Raw genomic sequence first — 24,598 nt, forward strand, 5'->3', positions numbered from 1 at the left:
TATCGATGCGAGTTCAGGCTGTATCGACGGGGGCAGTATGCCAGCCAGGGCCCCTCAGACTATGTCAGCTTCGCGGTATTTTGTGACAAAGTGTGGCAAGCACTGGCGTGGCTCAATCCCCCTCACTTTGTTATGCTGCCCCTTCAATATCTGAGGGGAGATAAGATGAAGTACCCGGTCGATACCCACACTCACACCATTGCCAGCACCCACGCCTACAGCACCATCCACGACTATCTGCCGATAGCCAAAGCCAAGGGCATCAAGCTGTTTGCCACCACGGATCACGGCCCCGAGATGGCGGATGCCCCTCATGTCTGGCACTTTGCCAACTTGCCAATACTGCCAAGAGTGGTGGATGGAGTCGGGATCCTGCGGGGTATCGAGGCCAACATCAAAAACCTGGAGGGGGAGATCGACTTTCCCGAGCGGTACGAGTCGCGCCTCGACATGATCATGGCGGGCTTTCATGAGCAGGTATTCCCTCCCTGCGATCAGGCCGCCCACACCCAGGCGATGATCAACGCCATCAAGAGTGGCCGGGTCGACATGATCAGCCACCCGGGCAATCCCTCATTTCCCATCGACATTCAGGCGGTGGTCAAGGCGGCGGCCGACTATCGGGTGGCGCTGGAGATCAACAACTCCTCCTTCATTCATTCGCGCCCGGGTAGCGAAGGTAACTGCCGCGCCATCGTCGAAGCCGCGCGGGATCTGGGGGCCTATCTCACCTTTGGCTCCGACTCCCACGTTGCCTTCAGCCTCGGTGATTTTGACCACTGCCACCGTCTGGTGACCGAGGCGGGCTTTCCGCTGGATCGGATCCTGGTGCGCTCCCCCCGCGCCCTGCTCGAATTTCTCGAAAGCCGTGGCCGTGCCCATATCCCCGAGTTTGCAGACCTGTAGATATTCGCTAACACATTGAGCCAATAGATAAAACAGGATTGGTGCAGTAGTGGCTGGCGCCATCTGCAAATAGCTGGGATGAGATGGCTGGGAGGACAATGAGGAATGCCTTGTTCATCCCAGCCCCTTGGCAGGAAGGGGCTGAGGCAAGCCTCGCTCTCGGTAAGTCAGGTTTTTTTGGTTTTAAAAATTTCAGCTATCCCAGCGTTTTCCGCTTTTTATGTGATGGAGATCACTGTACCATCGCCGCCCGACCTGCCACCCGGTCGCATCTCCCCCTGCGACGGCGCTGGCGTCACCCGATACATGCTGTCACCCGGAACGTGAATGACCCCAGGATGGGACCCGCCACTAACCTGTAGGTTTGTGGTCTGCGTGTCGCGTGGGTCGGCACCTCTCCCGTCCGATCTTCCGCGATACCTGTCTGCAGACTTGCCATATGAAACTCCTCTCTTCATAGGTGCAAGATGACACTGTTATTGAGTCTGGTCGGTATACTGGCCCTGATGTTTATTGCCTGGCTGGCCAGTGAAAACCGCCGCGCTATCCGCTGGCGCACGGTATTGGGTGCGCTCGCCCTGCAGACCGGCTTTGCCGCACTGGTACTTTATTTCCCCCCCGGACAAGCCATTCTTGGTGCCATGAGCAATGGCGTATCCGCCCTGCTCGGCTTTGCCGATAGCGGGATAAGCTTCGTGTTTGGCGATCTGGCCAGCAACGGCTTTATCTTCGCGGTGCGGGTGCTGCCGCTGGTGATCTTTATCAGCTCCCTGATCGCCGTGCTCTACCACTTCGGCATCATGCAGTGGGTGATCCGGGTGTTGGGGGGCGGTATTCACCGCCTGCTCGGCACCAGCCGTGCTGAATCCCTGGTGGCCACCGGCAATATCGTCCTCTCGCAGGGGGAGTCACCACTGCTTATTCGCCCCTTTCTCGCCAGCATGACTCGCTCCGAACTGTTTGCGGTGATGACCTGCGGCATGGCCTCGGTGGCTGGCTCGGTGCTGGGCGGTTACGCCGCGCTGGGCGTAGATCTCAAATACCTGATTGCTGCCTCCTTTATGGCGGCGCCGGGTGGTCTCTTGATGGCAAAACTGCTGGTGCCCGAGCAGCAGCAAGTGTGCGATCAAGAGGAGATCCCGTTGGACAAGAGCGATTACAGCAACGCCATCGATGCGCTGGCGGGTGGTGCAATGAACGGCATGAAGATCGCCGTGGCCATCGGTACCATCCTGCTGGCTTTTGTCAGCGTGATCACCATGATCAACGCCGGTCTCACCACCGTGGGTGATTGGTTCGGCTGGGCCGATCTCTCCTTGCAGCAGCTGCTGGGTTATCTGTTTGCCCCGGTGGCCTGGCTGATTGGGGTGCCCGCCAGCGAGATGATGGCGGCAGGTTCGCTGATTGGTCAGAAGGTGATCATGAACGAGTTCGTCGCCTATCTGGACTTTGTCCAGATCAAGGATGGCTTGAGTGCCCATACCCAGATCATCATCACCTTCGCGCTCTGTGGTTTCACCAATTTGGGCTCTATTGCGGTGCAAATTGGTTCTATCGGCACCATGGCACCGGAGCGCCGCCACGATGTGGCCAATATGGGGTTAAAGGCGGTGCTGGCCGCCACCCTGGCCAACCTGATGAGCGCCACCCTGGCCGGGATTTTTGTCTCACTGGCCTGATGGTGACCCGATAGCCGGTTAGTCAGCGGCTCAAACAAAAGACCCCCTCTTGCCGTTGGGCAGAGGGGTCTTTTTATGGCTGGTTGAGAGTGACAAGAGGGCGCTATCGATTCGGCAGAGCACTTCACGTTCACTTCACCGAGCGGGTATAGGGTAGGCTCACGTTTTCAGTTGGAGCTTCACCCTATGCCCACCATAGTCACCCACGCCGCCATTCCTCTCTGCCTTGGACTGGGGCTTGGCAGCCGGATTATTCCGCCGCGCCTGCTGCTGGCGGGGGTTGCCATCGCCATGCTGCCCGATGCCGATGTGCTCGCCTTCAAACTGGGGGTCGCCTACGGCCATGTCTTTGGCCACCGCGGCTTTACCCACTCACTGCTGTTCGCCTTTGCCCTGCCTACTCTGGCCATGCTGTTTCACCGCCAGTTAAGGGCCAGTGCCGCCACCGTCTGGTCGTTTCTGCTGGTCTCTTTGCTCTCTCACAGCCTGCTCGATTCGCTCACCACCGGCGGCAAGGGAGTGAAGCGGTGATCCTCTCCGAGCTCTACTGGGTCTGGCTGCCGGGGGTTGTATTGATGCTGGTATTGATGGGATGGCGGGTGTGGTGCAGGGGTCCTAGGAGATGCTGAGACTGGCGGCCAAGTGATGAAGATAGTCATAGCTATGCCACTGGGTGGCACAGAGAGCTAGCAGGGCTGACGCTCCCAAGGCACCTTGATCCCAGTGCCGGAGTAATATCCACAGGGCATGCAGTATGCAAAGACCCAGACTGGCCAGATAAATGATGGCTAACACCCCTTCAATCAAATCTGATGTGCCAGAGGGGTCATTTGGATTGTGATAAAGCAGGTCATAGCCAAAGGCGCGAAATCCGAGTCTGATCAGAAACAGAGAAAAGCAGAGGGTTGCCAGTTGCTTTGTTTTTCGGCTGATTTCTGTCATGCAATTTCTCAAGTCTTCCAACGTTAATTTCTGGGACAGAGATGCAGCAGAGCTGGGACATCCATCATTTTGAATGTTGGCTATGCCATGTCTGGCTCAGAAAGGTGGGTGTCCGAAATTTTGGTCATTTAAATCAATCAAAATTTTTTGCATGGTAGATGTCATGCACCATTTGCATAATCATCATTTCTTGCAGCTTATTGAACTCGGTCGGTGAGAATTGGTCGAGATCATGTTTGGTTAAGCTATCAAGAGCTTCCGATGGATGAGCGCCTTCTGTAACTTTTTCGAGTAACAGGTCATAATTTAATCTCGGCCAAGTTTGAACAAACGAAGTTGAAATATATTCAGAGAATTTTTTCATATGCCCTCTGGATTCAGGGCTAAAGAAAAAGATAGAGTACTGAATATGTGTAGTAAGCTCATCATACGCTAAACGGTACGCCTCAATAGCATCAGAGGTACTTTTAATTGAATATTTCCAAAGTTCTCCTTTACTAAATTCTACAGCATCTAATTCCAACTCATGTTTGCGTTCTGGAATCAGTTTTGCGAGCTCCAAATTTTTACTGTATATGCCAGGGGCAATGGAGCTGAAATATTTTGCAAACATGTAATTTTGATAAGCTTGTTTATATTTCGCTAATAGTCTATTAATTTCCTTGAAGCTTTCCAACTTCTGATCTTGAAGTTTTTCATACATCACAACTTCACGCTGCAAATGCCAATTTTTCTGTTCTTGAGCCAATTGATAACTAACCCCCAAGATAGTCAAAATTGGCGTAATAATTGACGCAAAGAGCGTAATAATAATTTGAATCTTAAATTGCTGAGTGTCAGCTTTTGATACTTGTATTTCTTTTGTATCAGTTTTCATATTCTTTCTTCATATCTATTCAACTTGATGAACCTACTTGTTGAGAGACTCCGGCACATAACAATTAAGCTAAGGGCAGGCTTTAACCAGTTCCTGTGAGCGAAGCTAACTATTTGAGCGAAATGTTAGAATACCTACACCTCGAAAATATTAACGAGCTGCTTTTTAATTGATTCTTTTGAATCTCCGAAGACTAAGAATGCTTTTTGGTTATCGGTTAATTTGTTGTGTTCGGAAAATAATTCTTTAGTTCTTTGTGTGGCGCCAGAAGATACAACTAGAACGCCCCCTTTTCCGAATGTGGAAAGTTTATTTAAAAAATCGCGTGCGGTGCTTAGGCCAAGCAACTTTCTATATCTTTTAGCTTCGACAATAAACTCTACATCTTTACTCACTGCTAAAAAGTCATAGCCAGCATCAATGTTCTGGGTTTCATCTGATTTCAGTATTCCAATCTCGGAGAGAACCTCGCCAACCATTCGCTCAAACTCGAATGCAGCCATTGTCATTGAGCCGGCGCGCTCATTGATGGTTATATCTCCTGCCATTATGTCAATTTCTGTTTCTTGATCTATTTTAAGTTTCTTAGCTAGGCTAGTTGCACCGATTGCAGCGATGAAGACTCCAAATGCTGAAAATAGCCATGGAATAATTTGCGGCCAATAGCTCTCTGACTTTGCTCTAATTTGTGTAGGCTTATATTGTGACCTTACTGCATCTACAGCCTTAAATATTTCTTCTCTTTTTTCTAGGGGGATAAATTTATTCCCCATAAAGCGCTCTTGTACCTGCATAAGCAATTCATCTGACGTGTAGGGGTAAGCAGTCCCTTGGCTTAACTCCCTGCCATGAATTAGTGTGTCAACATATTTTAGTGATAATGTTCTTTCATTGAAAGCTATTTCTTGAATGTCATCTATTAGACTTTCATGAATGACATTAACTTTCCCCTTTGTAATCTCAGTTACGTAGTCAGGTACATACATCAAGGAAAAATAAAATGTCCCTGCAACCCCTATGGCGCCAAACAAATTCCATGCGTTTTTAATTGCCCAATTTAATAGTGCTTTCAAAGGTTGACTCCAATGACCGCTTGGCTTCTAACAGTGATTAGATAGAAGGCGGTACTAATCCGATAGCAGAGCTTTCCATATAATTCCGTTCTGTCCTGATAGTTGCCACGAAAAAATAAAATTGAATAATATCAGTCTGACTCTGACTCTGACTCTGACTCTGACTCTGATTCCTGAATGTATTCGTTCGCTTTTCTCTTTCGTTCTACCATCTCCATATATTGTATATTTGGCTAAATATCGTAGGTCAGTGCTGAACGAAGTGAAGCCCAACGTTTACCGCGAAATATATCGGTAATTCCGTTTTGCGGATCTGCCACATCCTTGTTTATCCCGATCCGGTTGGCGTAATAAAAAAACCACGCTACCGCCCCTGAGTGACAGCTCCCAGTTCGCTGCTGTTAACCTGCGAGATAGCAACAATCGCTGTCATGGCGTTCTTCCGAGAGGTTGATTGTCATTCGGGTATCTTAAGGGGCTGGTGGCGTGTTGAGAAGCGTGTTTTGGCGGGAATCTGTGTTGGATCAATAAATTAGTCATTCAAACGTGCGCTGAGTGAGCAACTGATTTTGCAGGGAATGCAAAGTTACCCTCACCCCAACCCTCTCCCAAGGGGAGAGGGTGCTTGTTCACTGTTGCACGGTAGCCTCAGACGGGCACGGTTTTGATCCCCCTCTTGTTCGCTGAGGCGAGTCCTCTTGTCCAGGCCGCGAGGCAGGACGCCGAGCGAGCGGCGCTGGGCCATGGACGGCCCATCGGCGCGTGCCGTTGGACAAGAGGATGAGCCGAAGGTACCCGACGTCAGTCGGGCGAATAAGCGGGGGAGAAGACCTTTGGTGACTTTGGGTCTTTCCAAAGTCACTCGCCCAGGCCCGAAGGGCGGGCGAAACCCCGTCGAGGGCGGCGCCCTCGTGTCCTGCGTGGCGAAGCCGCGCCATAGCATCAGCATCAATTCCGCGAACGTCTGATTACGCTTCGCTAATCAGACCTACAAGGGTGGCACCAACCAGGGATGGTGGATAACAAAAGGGAGCCCGCTTGGGCTCCCTTGCTTGTCATGGGGGTGGGCGTTTGACTGAACGCTTAGCGCAGGGTCGCCGCCTTCATCCCTTCCACAAACTCTTTAAGACGAGTGAGCATATGTTCCGGGTTCTGGTGGTGGGTCTCGATGATCTTCACCACGGCGGAGCCGGAGATGGCACCGGCAGCGCCAGCGGCGATCGCTTCCCGTACCTGAGCCGGTTCGCTGATGCCAAAGCCGAGCAGGGCGGGGGGCGCATTGAACTCGCGCAGGGTATTGATCAGGCCATCCACCGGCATGCCAGCCTTGGTCTCGGCGCCGGTCACACCGGCGCGGCTCACTAGGTAGGTGTAACCACTGCCGAGCTCCGCCACCTGTTTCAGGGTCTCTGCATCGCCATTGGGCGGGGCGATAAAGATGCTGTCGATGCCGAACTTGTCGGCCGCCGCCTTGTAGGGGGCGCACATCTGCACCGGCACATCGGCGACCAGCACCGAATCCACCCCCGCCTGCTGGCACTTCTCATAGAAGCCATCGATGTGGCGCACATAGACCAGGTTGGCGTAGACCAAGAGGCCAATGGGCAGCTGCGGGTACTTGGCGCGGATGCGGCCGAGCAGTTCGAAGCAGTCGTCCGGGGTGGTGTGGCTCTCGAAGGCGCGCAGGGCGGCGCCCTGAATGGTGGGGCCATCCGCCACCGGATCGGAGAAGGGAATGCCGAGTTCGAGGGCATCGGCGCCCCCTTCGACCAGCGCATCGACGATGGCCAGTGACAATTCGGGGGTGGGGTCACCCAGCATCACGAACGGCACAAAGGCGCCCTGATTGACCGCATCCAGACGGGAGAAAAGTTGTGCGTAACGGTTCATGACAAGGTTCCTTCTTTTTCAAAAATGTCTGCCACGGTGAAAATATCTTTGTCGCCACGGCCGGAGAGGTTGACGATGAGCACCTGCTCTTTTTCCGGTTCACTGCGGGCCATTTTGAGGGCGTGAGCCAGGGCGTGGGAGGACTCCAGCGCCGGGATGATCCCTTCGGATTTGGCCAGCTCCTGGAAGGCGTCCAGCGCCTCCTTGTCGGTGATGGAGACATACTCGGCGCGGCCGATGGAGGCCAGATGGGCGTGCTGCGGGCCGACGGAGGGGAAGTCGAGCCCCGCCGAGACGGAGTAGGACTCCTGAATCTGGCCCTGCTTGTCCTGCATCAGGTAGGAGTGCATGCCAAAGAAGACCCCCTTGCTGCCGTGACCCAGCGGCGCACCGTGCTCGCCACTCTCGATGCCGTGACCACCCGGCTCGACCCCGATCAGACGCACCTCTTTGTTGTCGATAAAGTCGGCAAACATGCCGATGGCGTTAGAACCGCCGCCGACGCAGGCGATCACCGCATCGGGCAGGCGCTCCTCTTTCTTGAAGCACTGGGCCTTGGCCTCTTCACCGATCATCTTCTGGAACTCCCGCACGATAGTGGGGAAGGGGTGCGGACCGGCGGCTGTGCCCAGCAGGTAGTGGGCGGAGTCGTAGTTGGCAGCCCAGTCGCGCAGCGCCTCGTTGCAGGCATCTTTCAGGGTGCTGGAGCCGGAGTGCACCGGGATCACGGTAGCGCCCATCAACTTCATGCGAAATACGTTGGGCTTCTGGCGCTCACAATCCTTGGCCCCCATGTAGACCCGGCACTTGAGGCCGAGCAGGGCGCAGGCCAGTGCGGTGGCGACGCCATGTTGACCGGCGCCGGTCTCGGCGATGATCTCGGTTTTGCCCATCCGCTTGGCGAGCAGCGCCTGACCCAGCACCTGGTTGGTCTTGTGGGCGCCGCCGTGCAGCAGGTCTTCACGCTTGAGGTAGAGGCGGGTCTTGGTGCCCTTGGTCAGATTGCGAGTCAGGGTGAGCGGGGTCGGGCGACCGGCATACTCGGTCAGCAGCTCCTGAAATTCGGCGATAAAGGCCGGGTCTTCCTGGGCATCGACAAAGGCTTTTTCCAGCTGAAGCAGGGCGGGGATGAGGATTTGGGGCACGTACATGCCACCAAATTCACCAAAAAACGGGTTAAGCAGGGTCATGGTTTCTTCCTTATACCTTGAATCAAAAAGACATTATTAAATTCGGTGTTATCGCTCTGCGCTTTCAAAGAGGCGAAGGGCACTGTTACACGCCGCGCAGGGCGCTAAAGGCCGCAGCTAGCTTGTGTGGTTCTTTCTGGCCCGGGGCACTCTCCACCCCGGAGTTGAAATCAAGGCCGAGGCAGCCAACTTGCGCCGCCTGCAGGGCGTTGTCGGGGTTAAGGCCGCCCGCTAGCATCAGTTTGCTCTTGTCGAGCGTGGCCAGCATGGCCCAGTCGAACGCCTGACCGGTGCCGCCGCTCTGGCTGCCCACTTTTGTATCCAGCAACAGCCGATCCGCCGGATAGTCGAGGGCGGGCAGCGGCTCGCCGCTTGTGATGCCGACTGCCTTCCAGATCTGGCAGCTAGTCGGCAGTTGCGGACGCAGCTCCTCGATATAGGCGGCATCCTCATCCCCATGCAGTTGCACCGCGGCCAGTCCCAGCGCCTCCACCGTCTGGACTATGGTGGCGGGCTGGGCGTTGCGAAACACTCCGACATAGGCGAGCGGCGCACCTGCCATCACGGTACGGGCGGTGGGAATGTCCACATAGCGCGGGCTCTTCGCCACAAAGATAAGTCCGCCGAATACGGCGCCAGCCTGATGGGCGGCGGCGGCATCGTCGGCGCGGGTCAGGCCGCACACCTTGTTCTGACCCAACACCAGCTTGCGCACTGCCGCCTCCAGATCCGGCTCGGCCATCAGGGATGAGCCCACCAGAAAGCCCTTGGCGTAGGGGCGCAGATCCGCCACCTGAGCGCGGTGATTGATGCCGGATTCGCTGATCACTACCCGATCGCCCGGAGCTTTTTGTGACAAGATGTTGGCCAGCTGTTTGGTGCGGTTCAGATCCACGCTCAAGTCCCGCAGATCCCGGTTGTTGATGCCTATCACCGGCGCGCCCAGCGCGATGGCGCGGGTCAGCTCCTCTTCATTGCTCACCTCGGTGAGCACGCCAAGGCCCAGTTCTTTGGCCACCGCAAACAGGACGCGATAGCCTTCGTCGGTGAGCACCGAGAGCATCAAGAGGATGGCATCCGCCTGATAGTGGCGGGCCAGATAGACCTGATAGGGGTCAATCATGAAATCCTTGCAGAGCACCGGCTGGCTGACGCGGCTGCGTACCCGCGGCAAAAAGGCGAAATCCCCCTGAAAGAATTTCTCGTCGGTCAGCACCGAGATGGCGGTGGCGTATTTGCCATAGATGTCGGCGATGGCCTCCGGGCTGAAATCATCGCGGATCAGCCCCTTGGAGGGGGAGGCCTTCTTGCACTCCAGAATAAAGCGGGTGGAACCGGCCTTGAGGGCGCCGACGAAATCCCGATCGCTGGGGGTCAGCGCGCTCTGGAAGCTCTCCAGCGGCTGGGCCAGCTTGCGGGCGGCAACCCACGCCTGCTTGGCCGCCACGATTTTGCCGAGGATGGTCTGGCTGATGGAGCCCATGTTCAGAAAAGCATGGGGGGCAATAAGGTCTGACATCTCGTTATCCTTGCGAAACTGGCTCTTGCCCTGTGGGCGTTCTGAATGACTGCTGTGCAGAGTCGTGGCTGACATCATGCCTCCTGATGGCCCGCTTCCTGATGGCTCAAAGTGGCCAACCGGGCGGCCAGATCCGCTGCCTTGCCGCTCGCCAGCACTGCCAGCACCTCGGCCGCTGCGCTCTTGAGATCCGCCGCCTTGCCCGCCATCAGCAGCAGCGGCGCCACGTTGGCGGCGATGGCGGCGTTGTGGGCCGGAGTGCCTTGTCCTGCCAGAATGGCGGCGGTGATGGCGCGGTTCTCTTCGGGCTCGCCCCCTTGAATGGCGCTGACCGGATAGGTCTCGAGGCCAAAGTCAGCCGGGGTGATCATAAATTCGCGGATCTCGCCGTCACGGATCTGGGCCACCTGGGTCGGGCCGTGGATGGCAATCTCATCGAGCCCGGCGCCGTGAACCACCATACCGGTTTTCAGCCCCAGTGCCAGCAGGGTTTCTGCGATGGGGCGCACCAGCTCGGGGGCATAGACCCCCATCAGCTGATAGGTGGGGCGGGCGGGGTTGATGAGCGGCCCCAGCACGTTGAACAGGGTGCGGGTCTTGAGGGCCTGACGCACCGGCATGGCGTGGCGCACCCCGGCGTGATACTGGGGGGCGAACAGGAAGCAGATGCCAAGCTCGTCCAGACAATGGCGCGCCTGCGTCGGGCTCATGTCGAGCTTGATCCCCATCTTGTCCAGCAGGTCGCTCGAACCCGACTTGCTCGAGACCGAGCGGTTGCCGTGCTTGGCCACTTTTAGGCCGCAGGCGGCGGCGACCAGCGCCGAGGTGGTGGAGACGTTGATGGTGTTGAGGCCATCGCCACCGGTGCCGACGATGTCGCAGAACTCGTAGTCTGGACGCGGGAAGTCGCGCGCTTCCGCCAGCAGGGCCTCGGCGGCGCCGGCGATCTCCTCCGGGGTCTCTCCCTTGATCTTGAGGGCGGTCAAAAGGCTTGCCAGCACTATGGGATCCACTTCGCCACGTACCACTTGCCCGAAGGCGTCGCGGGTACTTTCACGGCTCAGAGACTGACCCTGATAAAGGGTGTTGAGATGTTGATGCATGTTGGTCTCCTTACCTTAACGCACGCTGCTTTCTGGGCGGGTGATATGGGCGAGCGCCTGAGTCAGCAGGCGGGCCCCTTCCGAGGTCATGATGGATTCCGGGTGGAACTGGAAACCCAGCACCCGCTCATCCTGCTGCTCGATGGCCATGGGCATGCCCTGATAGTGGGCAATCACCGTCAGCTCTTCCGGCACATAGGTGGCGACCAGCGAGTGGTAGCGGGCCACCGGCAGCGGGCTCGGCAGACCGGCGAAGGCGCCGTGGCCGTTGTGCTCAATCAGGGAGCGCTTGCCGTGGACGATTTCGCCCGCCGCACCGACGGTGCCGTCGTAGGCTTCGCACAGGGCCTGATGGCCGAGGCAGATACCGAGGATCGGCACCTGACCACGGGCCAGCTTGATAAGGTCAATCAGGCAACCAGCTTCATGGGGGGCGCCCGGCCCCGGCGAGAGCACCAGCACCGCATCCCCTTCGCAGGCAGCGATTTCGCTCATGATGCGGCTGGCCGGCAGGCTGTTGCGGTAGATCCGCACCGGATAACCGAGGGAGCGGAACTGATCCACCAGGTTGTAAGTAAAGGAGTCGAAGTTATCGAGCAGGAAAATGTTAGTCATGGCTCACGTCCTTATGTTGCTCCTGCTGGGCGCTCAGGGCTTGCAGTGAGGTGCCATGGCTGGCGGCGATGGCGGCCAATACGGCTGCTGCCTTGGCGCGGGTTTCATCCGCTTCGGCCTGGGGTTTGGAGTCATAGACCACCCCGGCACCGGCCTGCACATGGGCCACGCCATCTTTGACAAACGCCGAGCGGATCACGATGCAGGTATCCATCTCGCCTGCGCCGTTGATATAGCCGACGGCGCCGCCGTAGCTGCCACGGCGTTTGCCTTCCACCATGCGAATAAGCTCACTGGCGCGGATCTTGGGGGCGCCGGTGAGGGTGCCCATGTTCATGCAGGCCTGATAGGCGTGCAGGGCGTCAAGGTCCGAGCGCAAGGTGCCGACCACCTTGGAGACCAGATGCATCACGTGGCTGTAGCGATCCACCTTGAGCAGCTCCTTGACGTAGCGGGTACCGGGTTCAGAGATACGGGCGATGTCGTTACGGCCCAGATCCACCAGCATCAAGTGTTCGGCCACCTCTTTTTCGTCCTGACGCAGCTCCAGCTCGATACGACCGTCGAGATCCCGGTTGATGCTGCCGTCCGGGTTCAAGCCACGGCGGCGGGTACCGGCGATGGGGTACATCTCCACCTCGCGGCTGGCGGCGCAGAATTTCACCGCGCTTTCCGGCGAGGCGCCAAACAGGGTGAAGTTTTCATCCTGCACGTAGAACATGTAGGGGCTGGGGTTGGTCTGCTTGAGGCGGCGATAGGCGGCCAGCGGGCTTGGGCAGGGCAGGGAGAAGCAGCGGGACGGCACCACCTGAAAGATGTCGCCACGGCGGATAAAGCCCTTGAGCTTCTCCACCTCGGCGCAGAACTGCTTGTCGCTCTTGTCCACACTCATGCCGCCGGTGAGGGCCGCAGTGGCCAGCTCGGCGCAGAGGGGTTGCTGGCAAAGTTGTTTGAAGTCGGTGAGCCGTTCGCTCAAGCGGGTGTATCTGTCGTCTACCTGGCTCTGGTCGCTATCGCCGCCGAAGATGCAGGCCAGCAGTTGGGTAGAGCGCTCGATATGGTCGATGGTGATCAGGGTCTCGGCCACATAGAAGCAGTAGTCGGGGCAGTTGTTACTCCCCTCCGGCACCTCTGGCAGATCCTCGAAGGAAGCGATCAGGTCGTAGGCGAAGCTGCCCGCCATAAACAGAGCCTCTTTACCTAGCTGGCACTGCAGCTCCTGTTGCAGGGTGCGCAGCACGTCCAGCACGCTGCTCCCCTTGAGGCGAGAATCTTCATCCTGCTCCCGATCGGAGGCCGGGAAGTCGAGCTGCAATTCGCCATCTACCAGCGAGCGGGCAACCACCGCAGGCAGCCGCTCGGCCAGCAGGCTCTGCAGCTGGTCGCCGTTGTCGTTGAGGGTGCGCACCCGCACGGTGCGACCACGGCACTCGATGCGCAGGCAGGCATCTACCAGCAGCAGGCTCTGCTTGCCCGCCTTGGAGTCTATCTCGACTGATTCCAGCAGCAGGTTGTTGGGGCGCCCTTGGCAGAGTCGGGTGTAGAGCGCCAGCGGGTCAGCTACATAAGGGGCGTTGAGCTTGAGGGTATCGAATTCACCCAGAGGAAGGCGATGTGTGGCTGTCATAGTGCGTTCCCTTGCGTGTGATGCGTTTTACCGATGTTCATGACATTGAATTCCTTGAAAATTAAATTGGTTTAGGCGGTTTCATCAGGGGCGCCATCGCCAGGTCAGTGTTCTTGTCTGAATTCTCGGTTTCATCACAGGTCCATTTGCCGGATAATAAAAAAGCCCGCTGGGGTCAGCGGGCTTTTTATTTGGGTTCTTAATTTGCTGTCAGATTACAGATACAGCAACGACCACACGCCCGCATGTCAGGGAGTGTGCCACCACCAGCTTGCTTTCAGGGTGATTGTCGTTTGCATGATAAAATCCTGTAAAAAGATGTTTGCAATGAAGTGCCTACAGAAAACGATAAAGCCGCGGCCAAGTCAAGTCGCTTTTTAGCCTTCTTTCACCGATTTGCCATGAATGGTGACCTGACCACGAGAGCGGAATTACCTGATGAGATTCGATCTGCACTGCCATACTACTGCCTCCGACGGGGTGCTGAGCCCAGCCGACCTGGTGCGCCGCGCCGCTGAAAAACAGGTCGAGGTGTTAGCAGTCACTGACCACGACACCCTTGATGGCCTTGATGAAGTGCGCCACACCATCGAAGCTGAGCAACTGCCGCTGCGACTGGTGAGCGGGGTCGAGATCTCCACCGGCTGGGAGCACCACGAAATTCATATCGTGGCGCTGGGGGTGGATGAAAAAAATCCGCTGCTGGTGGCATTTTTAGCTGGCCAACGGGCCCGTCGCGAGGCGCGGGCACTGGAAATTGGGCGTCGTCTGGAGAAGTGCCTGATCCCCGGCACCTATGAAGAGGCCAAGGCGCTGGCCGGTGAGGCCGCCGTGACCCGGGCTCACTTTGCCCGGGTGCTGGTGGCGCGCGGGGTGGCCGACAACATGCAGAAGGTATTCAAGAAGTACCTGAGCCGGGGCAATAAAGGCTATGTTCCGGCCGAATGGCCAGAGATGAGCGAGGCGATCAGCGCCATTCACGCCGCTGGCGGGCTGGCGGTTCTGGCTCACCCCAGCCGCTATGGTCTCACCGCCAAGTGGATTAAGCGTTTGCTGGTGGCTTTCAAGGCGGCCGGTGGTGATGCCATGGAGGTGTCATTGCCCCAGCAGAGCCCGCAGGAGCGGGCCAACCTCGGTCAGTGGGCCAAGGATCACGACCTGTGTATTTCGGTGGGATCGGATTTTCACTTCCCTTCCAACTGGACCGAGCTGGGCCGCCACCTCTGGTTGCCCAAAGAGGGCATGCCGGTCTGGTTGGCCTATCCCGATCACTTTGGGCTCACCACCGAGCAACACACAGAGCTGCTGGCGAGCCGCTAACGGCGTCAGCGAAATAGGGAACAAACCGGGCAAGAGGGAATGGCCATAGTGTGGCTGGCCTATCCCGGCCACTTTGGGCTTACCACCGAGCAACACGCAGAGCTGCTGGCGAGCCGCTAACGACGCTAGCGAAGTGGCCGCAAGCAGGTGAAGTGGCCACAAACAGGTTAAGGTAGTGTCATGGGTCTGGAACCCGTGGCCATACGAGCGGGCAGGTATTGCTGCCCCCATTGCGAGAACAAGCTATGAGTCAGCATTTTTACGTACATCCGGAAAATCCCCAGGCCCGTCTGATCAGTCAGGCGGTACAGATCATCCAGAACGGTGGCGTCATCGTCTATCCGACCGATTCCGGCTATGCGCTGGGTTGTCAGATGGGCGATAAGGGGGCGCTGGAGCGCATCTGCCGCATCCGTCGCCTCGATGCCAACCACGACTTCACCCTGGTGTGCCGTGATCTCTCCGAGATCGCCACCTACGCCAAAGTGGACAACGGCGCGTTTCGCCTGATCAAGAACAACACCCCGGGCGCCTACACCTTCATCTTCAAGGCGACCAAAGAGGTGCCACGTCGCCTGATGAACGAGAAGAAGAAGACCATTGGTATTCGGGTGCCGGATAACCTGATTGCCCAAGCATTGCTGGAGGCGCTCGGCGAGCCGCTGCTCTCCACTACCCTGATCCTGCCGGACTCCGAGATGGCCGAGTTCGATCCGGAAGAGATCTTCGACAAGCTGGGCAAGCAGATCGATCTGGTGGTCAACGGCGGTTATCTGGGCGAGCAGCCCACCACAGTGGTGGATTTCTCTGACGACGAGCCGGTGCTGCGTCGTCGCGGTGCCGGAGATCCGACCCCGTTTGAGTGAGTCTGCCGATCCTGTCTCCGTGACGGCCACGCCCCAGGCGGGCGCACATATCGCGGAGGCAGCGGGGGAGTCCGTTCTCCCCCAAGCCATCCCATCCCCCATCGCGCGGGTACTGGGGCAGCCCTATCACGAGCTGCCCCAGGACTTGTTCATCCCGCCCGATGCGCTTGAGGTGTTCCTCGATACCTTCGAGGGGCCGCTCGATCTGCTGCTCTACCTCATCCGGCGTCAGCAGCTTGATATCCTCAACCTGCCGATCCTGCAGATCACCGCCCAGTACATGGAGTACGTGGAGCTGATGCAGGGGCTCAACCTTGAGCTGGCGGCAGAGTATCTGCTGATGGCGGCTTGGCTGGCGGAGATCAAATCCCGCCTGCTGCTGCCCAAAGCGCCGGAGCTGGAAGATGAGGAGGAGGGGGAAGACCCGCGGGTTACCCTTATTCGTCGCCTGCAGGAGTACGAGCGGTTCAAAGTGGGGGGCGAGCGGCTCAATGAGCTGCCACGGGTGGAGCGGGAGATTTTTATCGCCACCGCCTTGCCCCCCGATTTTGGCACTCTCAAACCACTGGCGCCCGATGTTTCGCTGGTTGAGCTCGCTCTTTATATGCAAAGTGTGGTAAAACGCGCGACTCATTTCGAACATCACCAGATCCGCCGCGAACAGATCCCGACCCGGGTGCGCATGGCGGAGATCCTCGCCATGCTCTCGTTGGGCCAGACCTTGCGGCTAGAACAGGTGCTGCGTGCCGAAGAGGGGCGCATGGGCGTGTTGGTGACGTTTTTGGCCCTGCTGGAGCTGTGCAAGGAACAGCTGATCTGGGTCCTGCAAGCCCAACCTTTGGGCCAAATCTATTTTGCATTGGCCAGCCAGAGTGAGGAGGGCAACCATGGCGCTGCCCACTGAACGGCTCAAGACCCTGATGCAGGGAGGGGCGTGTAATGGCACTCCCTGCTGAACGATTAAAGACCCTGATCGAGGCGGCGTTGTTCGTGGCCGGTCGTCCGCTCAACGTCAGCGAGCTGAAAAGCAGCGTGCTGGCGGATTACCCGGTGACCAGCCGCTATGTTCAGCTGCTGTTGGCCGAGATCAGGCAAGATTACAGTACGCGTGGAGTCGAGCTCAAAGAGGTCGCCTCCGGTTGGCGTTTTCAGGCGCGTCAGGAGTATGCCGAGGAGCTGTCAAGGCTCTGGAGCGAGCGGGCGCCCCGCTATTCCCGCGCCGTGATGGAGACGCTGACGTTGATCGCCTATCGCCAGCCCATCACCCGTGCCGAGATCGAAGCGATCCGCGGGGTGGCGGTGTCGAGCCAGATAGTGAATACCTTGAAAGAGCGTGGTTGGGTGCGCAGCATCGGCCACAAAGAGGTAGCAGGCCGCCCCGAGCTGCTCGCCACCACCAGAGAGTTTCTGGATTATTTTAATCTGCAGAGTCTGGAACAGCTCCCCGAGCTGGATCCGGATCTGCAACCCCCGTTGCCCCCCATGCCAATGGCGGAGGGTGGCAGCGATCAACAATCAGGTAACCCCGATGAGTGAAAAACTGCAAAAAGTGTTGGCCCGCGCGGGTCACGGCTCCCGTCGTGAGATGGAGGCCCTGATCACCGCAGGTCGGGTCAGTGTGGATGGCAAGGTCGCCACACTGGGGGATCGCGTCGAAGTGAACGCCGTGATCCGGGTAGATGGTCACCAGATCAAGACCCGTGCCGCGGAAGAGGTCATCTGCCGCGTGCTGGCTTATCACAAGCCGGAAGGGGAGATGTGTACCCGTCACGATCCGGAAGGTCGTCCCACCGTGTTTGATCGTCTGCCCAAGATGGAAGGTGCCCGCTGGATTGCGGTTGGCCGCCTTGACGTCAACACCTCCGGTCTGTTGCTGTTCACCACCGACGGTGAGCTGGCCAACCGCCTGATGCACCCGAGCCACCAGGTAGAGCGCGAATACGCGGTACGTGTGTTTGGCGAAATCACCGAAGCCATGCTGCAGCGCCTGCGCAAAGGCGTGCAGCTGGAAGATGGCACCGCCAAGTTCAACAAGATCAAACCGGCTGGCGGCGAAGGTCTGAACCAGTGGTTCAACGTCACCCTGACCGAAGGTCGCAACCGTGAAGTGCGCCGTCTGTGGGAATCACAGGAAGTGCAGGTGAGCCGCCTGATGCGGATCCGTTACGGTGACGTGACCCTGGATCGTGGCATCCCCCGTGGTGGCTGGCAGGAGCTGAAACTGCCGGAAGTGAACTACCTGCGTGGTCTGGTGCATCTGCAGCCGGAGACCGAATCCAAGGTTGACCTGCAACAAGATGGCAAAACCAGCCGTCACAAGCAGGCCGCCCAGATCCGCCGCGCCGTCAAGCGTCACAAGGATATGCAAGGCATGGAGCCGCGCGCTCGCAGCACCACGGCCCGTCGCAAGCCGCAAGCCTCTACCCGCAACTCCGGTACCGGCAGCAAGTAAGCGGCCGTTATTGCGCAGTGGGTTCACCCTCAACCGGTGCCACCCTCGCCATCAAAGCCCGCACCTTATGGTGCGGGCTTTTTTTTAGCTGTGACGACGACCCGGTCTCTTGCAAGTGCGTCGGGAAGGGGGGCAGTGGCCTTTATGTCACTTCTTCGTCCGCAGAGGCGCCGCCGTGGTTGCCCTGCCCGAGCTGGCTTGCTAGCCTGTGCGGCTCTGATAGAGGAGTGAACGATGAGTAAGGTACTTGATGAGCTGCTGGCGTTGCTGGCGCTGGAAAAAATCGAGGAGGGCCTGTTTCGGGGCCAGAGCCAGGATCTCGGTCTGCGGGCCGTGTTTGGCGGACAGGTAATGGGGCAGGCCTTGTCAGCCGCCAAGCAGACGGTCGAGAGCGGCCGTCAGGTTCACAGTTTTCACTCCTACTTCCTGCGTCCGGGGGATGTGACCCGCCCCATCGTCTATGACGTGGAGAATATCCGCGACGGCCAGACCGTCTCCACCCGCCGGGTCAAGGCGATTCAGGGCGGCAAGCCCATTTTCTATCTCAACGCCTCGTTTCAGGTGCCGGCCGACGGCTTCGAACATCAGGCGCAGATGCCCACCGGCATCACCCCGCCGGAAGAGCTCAAGAGCGAGTTGGAGCTGGTGCGCCCCTACGAGAACCTGATCCCGGCCTCCCTGCGGGACAAGATCCTCTGCGAGCAGCCCATCGAGATGCGCCCGGTCACTTTGGTCGATCCTATTCGGCCGACGGTGCAGGATCCGGTGCGTCACGTCTGGTTCAAGGCCAATGGCCAGATGCCTGACGATCTGCGGATCCACAAATACCTGCTGGCCTATGCCTCCGACTTCAACTTCCTGCTCACCTCCCTGCAGCCCCACGGGGTGTCGTACTGGGAGCCGGGGATGCAGGTGGCCACCATCGACCACTCCATGTGGTTCCACCGGGATTTCCGCTTCGACGACTGGCTGCTCTACGTGGTAGACAGCCCGAGCGCCAGCGGCGGTCGCGGTCTGGTGCGCGGCCAGTTCTTTACCCGTGATGGCATGCTGGTGGCGAGCACCATGCAGGAAGGAGTGATCCGCCGTCGCGGCAGTTAAGGCGCAAAGCGGATAGCAAAACGGGGTGGCTTGGGCCACCCCGTTTTTATTTTTGCTATTGCGCTGGCGATGCCGGTCAGCCGCCGCGCTGGTACTTGAAGCGTTTTTTGCGCCGGTAGGGATAGACATCCTCGAACACCCCCACCTTGATGTTGCTCTGCAGCATCTTCCAGTAGTTAGCGTCGAACATCTCCTTGTGCAGTTGCAACATGATCTCCCGCACCAGTGGCTTTTGCAGCAGGAAGGTGGCGAACTCCTCGGGGAAGATGTCGTTGGGGGCCACCGAGTACCAGGGCTCGGCGCACAGCTCATCCTCGGGGTAGCGCGGCGGTGGGATCTGGCGGAAGTTGCACTCCGTCATGTAGCAGATCTCGTCGTAGTCGTAGAACACCACCCGGCCGTGACGGGTGACGCCAAAGTTCTTGAACAGCATGTCCCCCGGGAAGATGTTGGCCGCCGCCAGCTGCTTGATGGCGTTGCCGTATTCCTCCAGTGCGAGGCGGGTCTGCTGCTCGTCCGCCTTGTCGAGATAGAGGTTGAGGGGGATCATCTTGCGCTCGGTGTAGAGGTGCTTGATCACCAGTTTGTCGTCGTTGATGGTGAGGGCCGAGGGCGCCACCGTCTTGAGCTCGGCAAGGAGTTCCGGCGAGATGCGATCCAGTGGAAACTCGAAGTTGGTGAACTCCTGGGTATCGGCCATGCGGCCAACCCGATCGTGCTGTTTAACCAGCCGGTACTTCGCCTTCACCTGCTCGTGGCTCACATCCTTGGGGGGAGTGAACTCGTCTTTTATCACCTTGAACACCACATCATAGGAGGGGAGGGTAAACACGCTCATCACCATCCCCTTGATGCCGGGGGCGATGATGAACTGATCCCGACTTTGGGCCAGATGGTGGCGGTAGTGGCGATAGAGCTCGGTCTTGCCATGCTTCTGGCAGCCGATGGCGTTGTAGATCTCGTAATCGGGCTTGTGGGGCATGATTTGGCGCAGGAAGGCGACAAACAGCGCCGGTTCGCGGGCATAGACCATGAAGTAGGCGCGGGCGAAGCCAAACACGATGGAGGCGAGATCCGGCTCGAAGATGACGGTGTCCACGTAGATGCTGTGGCCGGTGCTGAGCAGGGGCAGGATAAAGGGGAAGACCTGATCCCGAGCCCGGATCAGCCCCACCAGATAGGCCCCCTTGTTGCGGTAGAACACCTCTTTCAACAGTTCGATGGCAAACGGCTCGTCATGGATGATTTGCGGGCCGTTCTCCGCAAGATGACGGTGGATGTCGACAATATCCCGCTGCTTGTCCTCGTAGGGGAGGGTGAAGCTGTAGTCCCCCAAAAGCTGGCTCAAGGTCTGCGGCAAGTGAGCCAGATCGGTGCGATAGACCCGCAGCAATGCGCTCAAGTCAGGTTTTTCGCCACGGCTGACAAAGGGGTGGATATAGAGGTTCTCGTCGCGGATATTACGATGGCGAAAGATCCGGCGATAGACGGAGTTGAAGAAGGACTCTGCCACCTCGAAGTTGTCACAACGGGGCAGCAGATCGCTGAAGGCGCTTTTAACCCGCTTGAGCAGCTCCTGAGTGGCGTGGTGCTCCCCCATCATCTGGCGGATGGAGCTGGCGGTGGCCCCCACATGGTGGTCATAGAGGCGAATGCGCTCCCGTCCGGCGAGCTGCACCCCCAGCCAGTCACTGTTCTCGAAGCGGCTCTTGCTGCCCTGGGTGATTTCGAGAAACCGGCTGTAAAACGACTCGAAGCGTTGCAGAATCGTCTCGGCGACGGCCTGTTCCAATGGCTGCTGCATCTCTCTCTTCCTTGTGATCTGTCGGGCCGATAGCGCGAAGGATTGGGTGTAATTTGTTCACACGTCTGGCCACTATCGCAACATTCAAACGTCTGTTCAAGTGGCAATTTTCGGGGATAAACGGTAGATTGCGCCCCTGTTTTGCTGATGGTTTAGCGACTGTTTGCTGTCTGTTTGAGAGGCCGTTTGGCCTGTGAGGAAACCCGATGAAGCTCTATTTTGTCCTGGTGGCACCTGCCCGTCCTGCGAATGTGGGGGCTGCTGCCCGCGCCATGAAAACCATGGGATTCGATGCCATGCGACTGGTGGCGAGCCGGGTACATGAAGAGGAGGAGGCGAGCTGGGTGGCCCACGGCGCCCAGGAGATCCTGACCCAGGCCGAGGCGTTTGACACCCTGTCCGAGGCGCTGGCGGACATGGATCTGGTGATCGCCACCACTGCCCGTGAGCGCGGTCGCTACCAGCACTACCTCACGCCGGGGGAGATCCGCGAGCAGATCCGCAGCAAACCTTCACTCAACAAGGTGGCCATCGTCTTTGGCTGCGAGGAGTCGGGGCTCTCCAACGAGCAGCTGGCCGAGGTCGATCTCATCAGCTATCTGCCCCTCAAGGTGAGCTACCCGTCTCTCAATCTGGGGCAGGCGATCATGCTCTACGCCTACGAGATGAGTCAGCTGATGGATGAGCTGAACGCCGATGGTGCCGCTGCGGTAGCAGAAAATTTTGATAACGCCGGGCAGGTTCGGGTGCTGAAAAGCAAAACAGCAGAATTGCTGGGTGAACTCGGAGTTTCGCAGGATGAAAAACTGCATCAATGGGTGATGGACCGGGTGCCCATGCTGCCGCAGCGGGATTTGAACATGCTCCACCTGCTCTGCAAAGACCTTGCGCGCCGCTTTGGGCGTGAGTAGCGAAGAGGTTTAAGTTGACAGCCCATCGCCCGCCGCGGTATTGCTAAAAGCCAGCTTCGTCAACGAGTGTTCGTCATGCAGTTATTCACCAACGTCATCACCACCACCATTATTACCGGTACCACCACAGGTGGCACTGGGGCCGGTTGATGCGCTGACGAACAAGCACAGAAATCAAAAAAGGCCCGTACCCACCCAGTACGGGCCTTTTTGTTGGATTGGTTTTTAGATTGAATTTCATAGACTTACAGGGAGAGAAAGCGATGAGAGTGTTGAAATTTGGCGGGTCTTCACTGGCCGATGCAGAGCGTTTTTTACGGGTGGCCGATATCGCGGTCAACACCCACGGCCAATCTCAGGTAGCCCTGGTGCTCTCTGCACCTGCCAAGGTGACCAATCATCTGGTGGCGCTGGTCGAGCAGACCAGTCGCGGCATGGATGCCAGTTCCACCCTGTTTGAAGTCAACGGTATCTTCTCCCGACTGCTGGCCGGGTTGAAGGCGGCCTATCCGGCGCTCGATGACAAGGCGCTGCTGGCCCGTCTCACCGCCGAGCTGGATCAGGTGGAGCGCCTGATGCAGGGCATCCGTCTGCTGGGCCTCTGCCCGGACAACGTGCAGGCGCGCATTCTGAGCCGTGGCGAGAACCTCTCGATCGCCTTTATGCACGAACTGCTGCGGGTGCGCGGTCTGGATCTGGAGCTGATCGTACCGGAAGAGCTGCTGGTCACCGACGGCGGTTATCTGGAAGCCCACGTCGATATCGAAGCCTCCCGCCTGCGCTTTGCTGCCAAGGGGCTGCGTAACGATTGCCTCTACCTGATGCCGGGCTTTACCGGTGGCAGCGACAAGGGCGAGACCGTGCTGCTGGGCCGTAACGGCTCCGACTACTCCGCTGCCGTGCTGGCCGCCTGTGTCGATGCCGAGTGCTGCGAGATCTGGACTGACGTCGAGGGCTGCTACAGCTGCGATCCCCGTCTGGTGCCGGATGCCTACTTGCTGAAAACTCTCTCCTACAAGGAGGCGATGGAGCTCTCCTACTTCGGCGCCAAGGTGCTGCACCCGAAAACCATCGCGCCGGTGGCCCAGTTCCATATTCCCTGCCTCATCAAGAACAGCTTCAACCCGCAGGGGCCGGGCACCCTGATTGGCCCGGAGAGCGGCGATGATGACCTGAAAGTGAAGGCCATCTCGGATCTCTCCGGCATGTGCATGTTCAACGTCTCCGGCCCCGGCATGAAGGGGATGGTCGGCATGGCCGGTCGCATCTTCTCAGCTGTCTCCCGCGCCGGGGTCAGCATCGTGCTGATCACCCAGTCATCCTCCGAATACAGCGTCAGCTTCTGTATCCACAGCTACGACCAGGACAAGACCCGCAAGGTGCTGGAGCGCGAGTTCGAGCTCGAATTCAAAAACCAGCTGCTGGAGCCGCTGGATATCATCAGCGATCTGGCGATCATCTCCCTCATCGGTGACGGCATGCGCACCAGCAAAGGGATGGCGGCCCGCTTCTTCACTTCGCTGGCGCAAGCCTCCATCAATATCGTCGCCATCGCCCAAGGCTCCAGCGAGCGCTCCATCTCGGCGGTAGTGCGGGATCGCAAGGTGGCGGAAGCCATCAAGGCGTGTCACCAGAACTTCTTTGGCAGCCAGCAGTTTATCGATCTCTTTGTGGTCGGGGTCGGTGGCGTCGGCGCCGCGCTGGTGGATCAGATCGCCCGCCAGCAACCGGTACTGGCCGAGCAGGGCACTGGCCTGCGGGTAGTGGGCATCGCCAACAGCCGCCAGATGGCGGTCAACAAGGATGGCCTGAACCTCGCCAACTGGCGCGAACAGTTGGTGGAAGCCCGCGACAGCTTCTCGCTGGAAGGGGTGAAAAAGCTGGTGGAAGATAGCCACATCATCAACCCGGTGATCGTTGACTGCACCTCCTCCGAGGCGGTTGCCGTCCAGTATGCCGACTTCCTGGCCGCCGGTTTCCACGTGGTCACTCCGAACAAGAAGGCCAACACCGGTTCGCTCGATTACTACAAGGCGCTGCGTCGCACTGCCCGCCAGACTCGCCGCAAGTTCCTCTATGAAACCAACGTCGGCGCCGGTCTGCCGGTTATCGAGAACCTGCAAAACCTGATCAAGGCTGGTGACAAGCTGCGTGCCTTCGACGGCATCCTCTCCGGTTCCCTCTCCTTTATCTTCGGCAAGCTGGATGAGGGGATGGCCTTCTCTGAAGCCACCAAGATTGCTCGTGGCAACGGCTTTACCGAGCCGGATCCCCGCGACGATCTCAACGGTATGGATGTGGCGCGCAAGCTGCTCATTCTGGCTCGTGAGGCGGGCATGGCGCTGGAGCTCTCCGATGTGGACGTGGAGCAGGCGCTGCCGCCGGGCTTTGACGCCAGCGGCGACGTGGAAGCCTTTATGGCCCGTCTGCCCGAAGCGGATGGCTGGTTCCGCGATCAGTTCGCGGCCGCCCAGCGTGAAGGCAAGGTGCTGCGCTATGTGGGCTCCATTGAGGGTGGCAAGTGCAAGGTCGCCATCAAGGCGGTCGGTGGCGATGAGCCGCTGTTCAAGGTCAAAGATGGGGAGAACGCGCTCGCCTTCTTCTCCACCTACTACCAGCCGATCCCGCTGGTGCTGCGCGGCTATGGCGCCGGTACCGAAGTGACCGCGGCGGGCGTCTTTGCCGACGTGCTGCGCACCCAGAACTGGAAGCAGGAGTTGTAA

General features: G+C 58.4%; 20 protein-coding genes and 1 pseudogene. 11 read left to right on the top strand and 10 right to left on the bottom strand.

From position 1 onward, the window contains the following. Window positions 1–165 precede the first annotated feature (165 nt). The 3 genes and pseudogenes from CK911_RS02245 (at window position 166) to CK911_RS02255 (ending at window position 3,214) form a co-directional block, all read left to right on the top strand. Window positions 166–906, top strand: a complete 741-nt coding sequence (locus tag CK911_RS02245; protein ID WP_042020648.1) for a phosphatase — start codon at window positions 166–168, stop codon at window positions 904–906. A gap of 467 nt (window positions 907–1,373) precedes the next feature. Further along, window positions 1,374–2,585 carry a NupC/NupG family nucleoside CNT transporter gene (locus tag CK911_RS02250; RefSeq protein ID WP_042020650.1) on the top strand — a complete coding sequence of 404 codons (1,212 nt, stop codon included), beginning with the start codon at window positions 1,374–1,376 and terminating at the stop codon, window positions 2,583–2,585. A 186-nt stretch (window positions 2,586–2,771) separates the two neighbouring features. Then, window positions 2,772–3,214, top strand: a pseudogene (locus tag CK911_RS02255) (metal-dependent hydrolase). Here the strand turns inward: CK911_RS02255 and CK911_RS02260 are convergent. The 9 genes from CK911_RS02260 to CK911_RS02300 all read right to left on the bottom strand — a co-directional run bounded on the left by CK911_RS02260 (window position 3,201) and on the right by CK911_RS02300 (window position 13,421). Further along, window positions 3,201–3,527, bottom strand: coding sequence for a hypothetical protein (locus CK911_RS02260; RefSeq protein WP_098968835.1), 327 nt, complete (start codon window positions 3,525–3,527; stop codon window positions 3,201–3,203). The pseudogene CK911_RS02255 and the gene CK911_RS02260 sit on opposite strands and share 14 nt — an antisense overlap. A 133-nt stretch (window positions 3,528–3,660) precedes the next feature. Continuing rightward, on the bottom strand, window positions 3,661–4,404 hold the full coding sequence (locus CK911_RS02265) for a hypothetical protein (RefSeq protein ID WP_098968836.1): 744 nt from the start codon (window positions 4,402–4,404) through the stop codon (window positions 3,661–3,663). 134 nt (window positions 4,405–4,538) lie between these two features. Beyond that, window positions 4,539–5,477, bottom strand: a complete 939-nt coding sequence (locus tag CK911_RS02270) for a restriction endonuclease (protein ID WP_098968837.1) — start codon at window positions 5,475–5,477, stop codon at window positions 4,539–4,541. 1,083 nt (window positions 5,478–6,560) lie between these two features. Next, a complete protein-coding gene (trpA, locus tag CK911_RS02275) occupies window positions 6,561–7,367 on the bottom strand; it encodes a tryptophan synthase subunit alpha (protein WP_098968838.1) in 807 nt (268 codons plus the stop codon). Continuing rightward, a complete protein-coding gene (trpB, locus tag CK911_RS02280; protein WP_068977078.1) occupies window positions 7,364–8,557 on the bottom strand; it encodes a tryptophan synthase subunit beta in 1,194 nt (397 codons plus the stop codon). The genes trpA and trpB overlap by 4 nt, the downstream gene beginning before the upstream one ends. An 85-nt stretch (window positions 8,558–8,642) precedes the next feature. Next, window positions 8,643–10,151 carry a bifunctional indole-3-glycerol-phosphate synthase TrpC/phosphoribosylanthranilate isomerase TrpF gene (gene trpCF, locus CK911_RS02285; RefSeq protein WP_172953940.1) on the bottom strand — a complete coding sequence of 503 codons (1,509 nt, stop codon included), beginning with the start codon at window positions 10,149–10,151 and terminating at the stop codon, window positions 8,643–8,645. Then, window positions 10,151–11,179 (bottom strand): anthranilate phosphoribosyltransferase, encoded by a 1,029-nt coding sequence (gene trpD / locus CK911_RS02290; RefSeq protein ID WP_098968839.1) that lies wholly within the window; start codon window positions 11,177–11,179, stop codon window positions 10,151–10,153. Before trpD ends, trpCF begins: the two co-directional genes overlap by 1 nt. A gap of 15 nt (window positions 11,180–11,194) precedes the next feature. Beyond that, window positions 11,195–11,794, bottom strand: coding sequence for an aminodeoxychorismate/anthranilate synthase component II (locus CK911_RS02295; protein ID WP_098968840.1), 600 nt, complete (start codon window positions 11,792–11,794; stop codon window positions 11,195–11,197). Next, the gene (locus tag CK911_RS02300) at window positions 11,787–13,421 is read right to left on the bottom strand and encodes an anthranilate synthase component 1 (RefSeq protein WP_098968841.1); all 1,635 of its coding nucleotides are present in this window, start codon (window positions 13,419–13,421) and stop codon (window positions 11,787–11,789) included. The genes CK911_RS02295 and CK911_RS02300 overlap by 8 nt, the downstream gene beginning before the upstream one ends. Before the next feature lie 438 nt (window positions 13,422–13,859). Here CK911_RS02300 and CK911_RS02305 point away from each other — a divergent pair, with 438 nt between their 5' ends. From CK911_RS02305 to tesB, 6 genes are all read left to right on the top strand, one after another. Further along, a complete protein-coding gene (locus CK911_RS02305; protein WP_098968842.1) occupies window positions 13,860–14,741 on the top strand; it encodes a PHP domain-containing protein in 882 nt (293 codons plus the stop codon). Window positions 14,742–14,986: 245 nt separating this feature from the next. Beyond that, complete coding sequence (locus CK911_RS02310) at window positions 14,987–15,607, top strand: L-threonylcarbamoyladenylate synthase (RefSeq protein ID WP_042020663.1); 621 nt, start codon at window positions 14,987–14,989, stop codon at window positions 15,605–15,607. A gap of 49 nt (window positions 15,608–15,656) precedes the next feature. Beyond that, entirely contained in the window at window positions 15,657–16,511 is an 855-nt protein-coding gene (locus CK911_RS02315) for a ScpA family protein (RefSeq protein ID WP_241658120.1), read from the top strand. Window positions 16,512–16,546: 35 nt separating this feature from the next. After that, complete coding sequence (gene scpB, locus CK911_RS02320; RefSeq protein ID WP_068977071.1) at window positions 16,547–17,143, top strand: SMC-Scp complex subunit ScpB; 597 nt, start codon at window positions 16,547–16,549, stop codon at window positions 17,141–17,143. After that, on the top strand, window positions 17,136–18,059 hold the full coding sequence (gene rluB / locus CK911_RS02325; RefSeq protein WP_042020669.1) for a 23S rRNA pseudouridine(2605) synthase RluB: 924 nt from the start codon (window positions 17,136–17,138) through the stop codon (window positions 18,057–18,059). Before scpB ends, rluB begins: the two co-directional genes overlap by 8 nt. 234 nt (window positions 18,060–18,293) lie before the next feature. Continuing rightward, window positions 18,294–19,160 carry an acyl-CoA thioesterase II gene (tesB, locus tag CK911_RS02330; protein WP_042020670.1) on the top strand — a complete coding sequence of 289 codons (867 nt, stop codon included), beginning with the start codon at window positions 18,294–18,296 and terminating at the stop codon, window positions 19,158–19,160. 76 nt (window positions 19,161–19,236) lie between these two features. Here the strand turns inward: tesB and aceK are convergent, their stop codons facing one another. Then, complete coding sequence (aceK, locus tag CK911_RS02335; protein ID WP_098968844.1) at window positions 19,237–20,964, bottom strand: bifunctional isocitrate dehydrogenase kinase/phosphatase; 1,728 nt, start codon at window positions 20,962–20,964, stop codon at window positions 19,237–19,239. 206 nt (window positions 20,965–21,170) lie between these two features. Between aceK and CK911_RS02340 the strand changes: the two genes are divergently transcribed. Both CK911_RS02340 and thrA read left to right on the top strand, forming a co-directional pair. Further along, complete coding sequence (locus CK911_RS02340; RefSeq protein WP_098968845.1) at window positions 21,171–21,875, top strand: tRNA/rRNA methyltransferase; 705 nt, start codon at window positions 21,171–21,173, stop codon at window positions 21,873–21,875. 263 nt (window positions 21,876–22,138) lie between these two features. Next, the gene (thrA, locus tag CK911_RS02345; RefSeq protein ID WP_098968846.1) at window positions 22,139–24,598 is read left to right on the top strand and encodes a bifunctional aspartate kinase/homoserine dehydrogenase I; all 2,460 of its coding nucleotides are present in this window, start codon (window positions 22,139–22,141) and stop codon (window positions 24,596–24,598) included.

Origin of the sequence: Aeromonas sp. CU5 (assembly GCF_002586745.1) — a bacterium.
GTDB classification, from domain to species: Bacteria; Pseudomonadota; Gammaproteobacteria; order Enterobacterales; family Aeromonadaceae; genus Aeromonas; species Aeromonas sobria.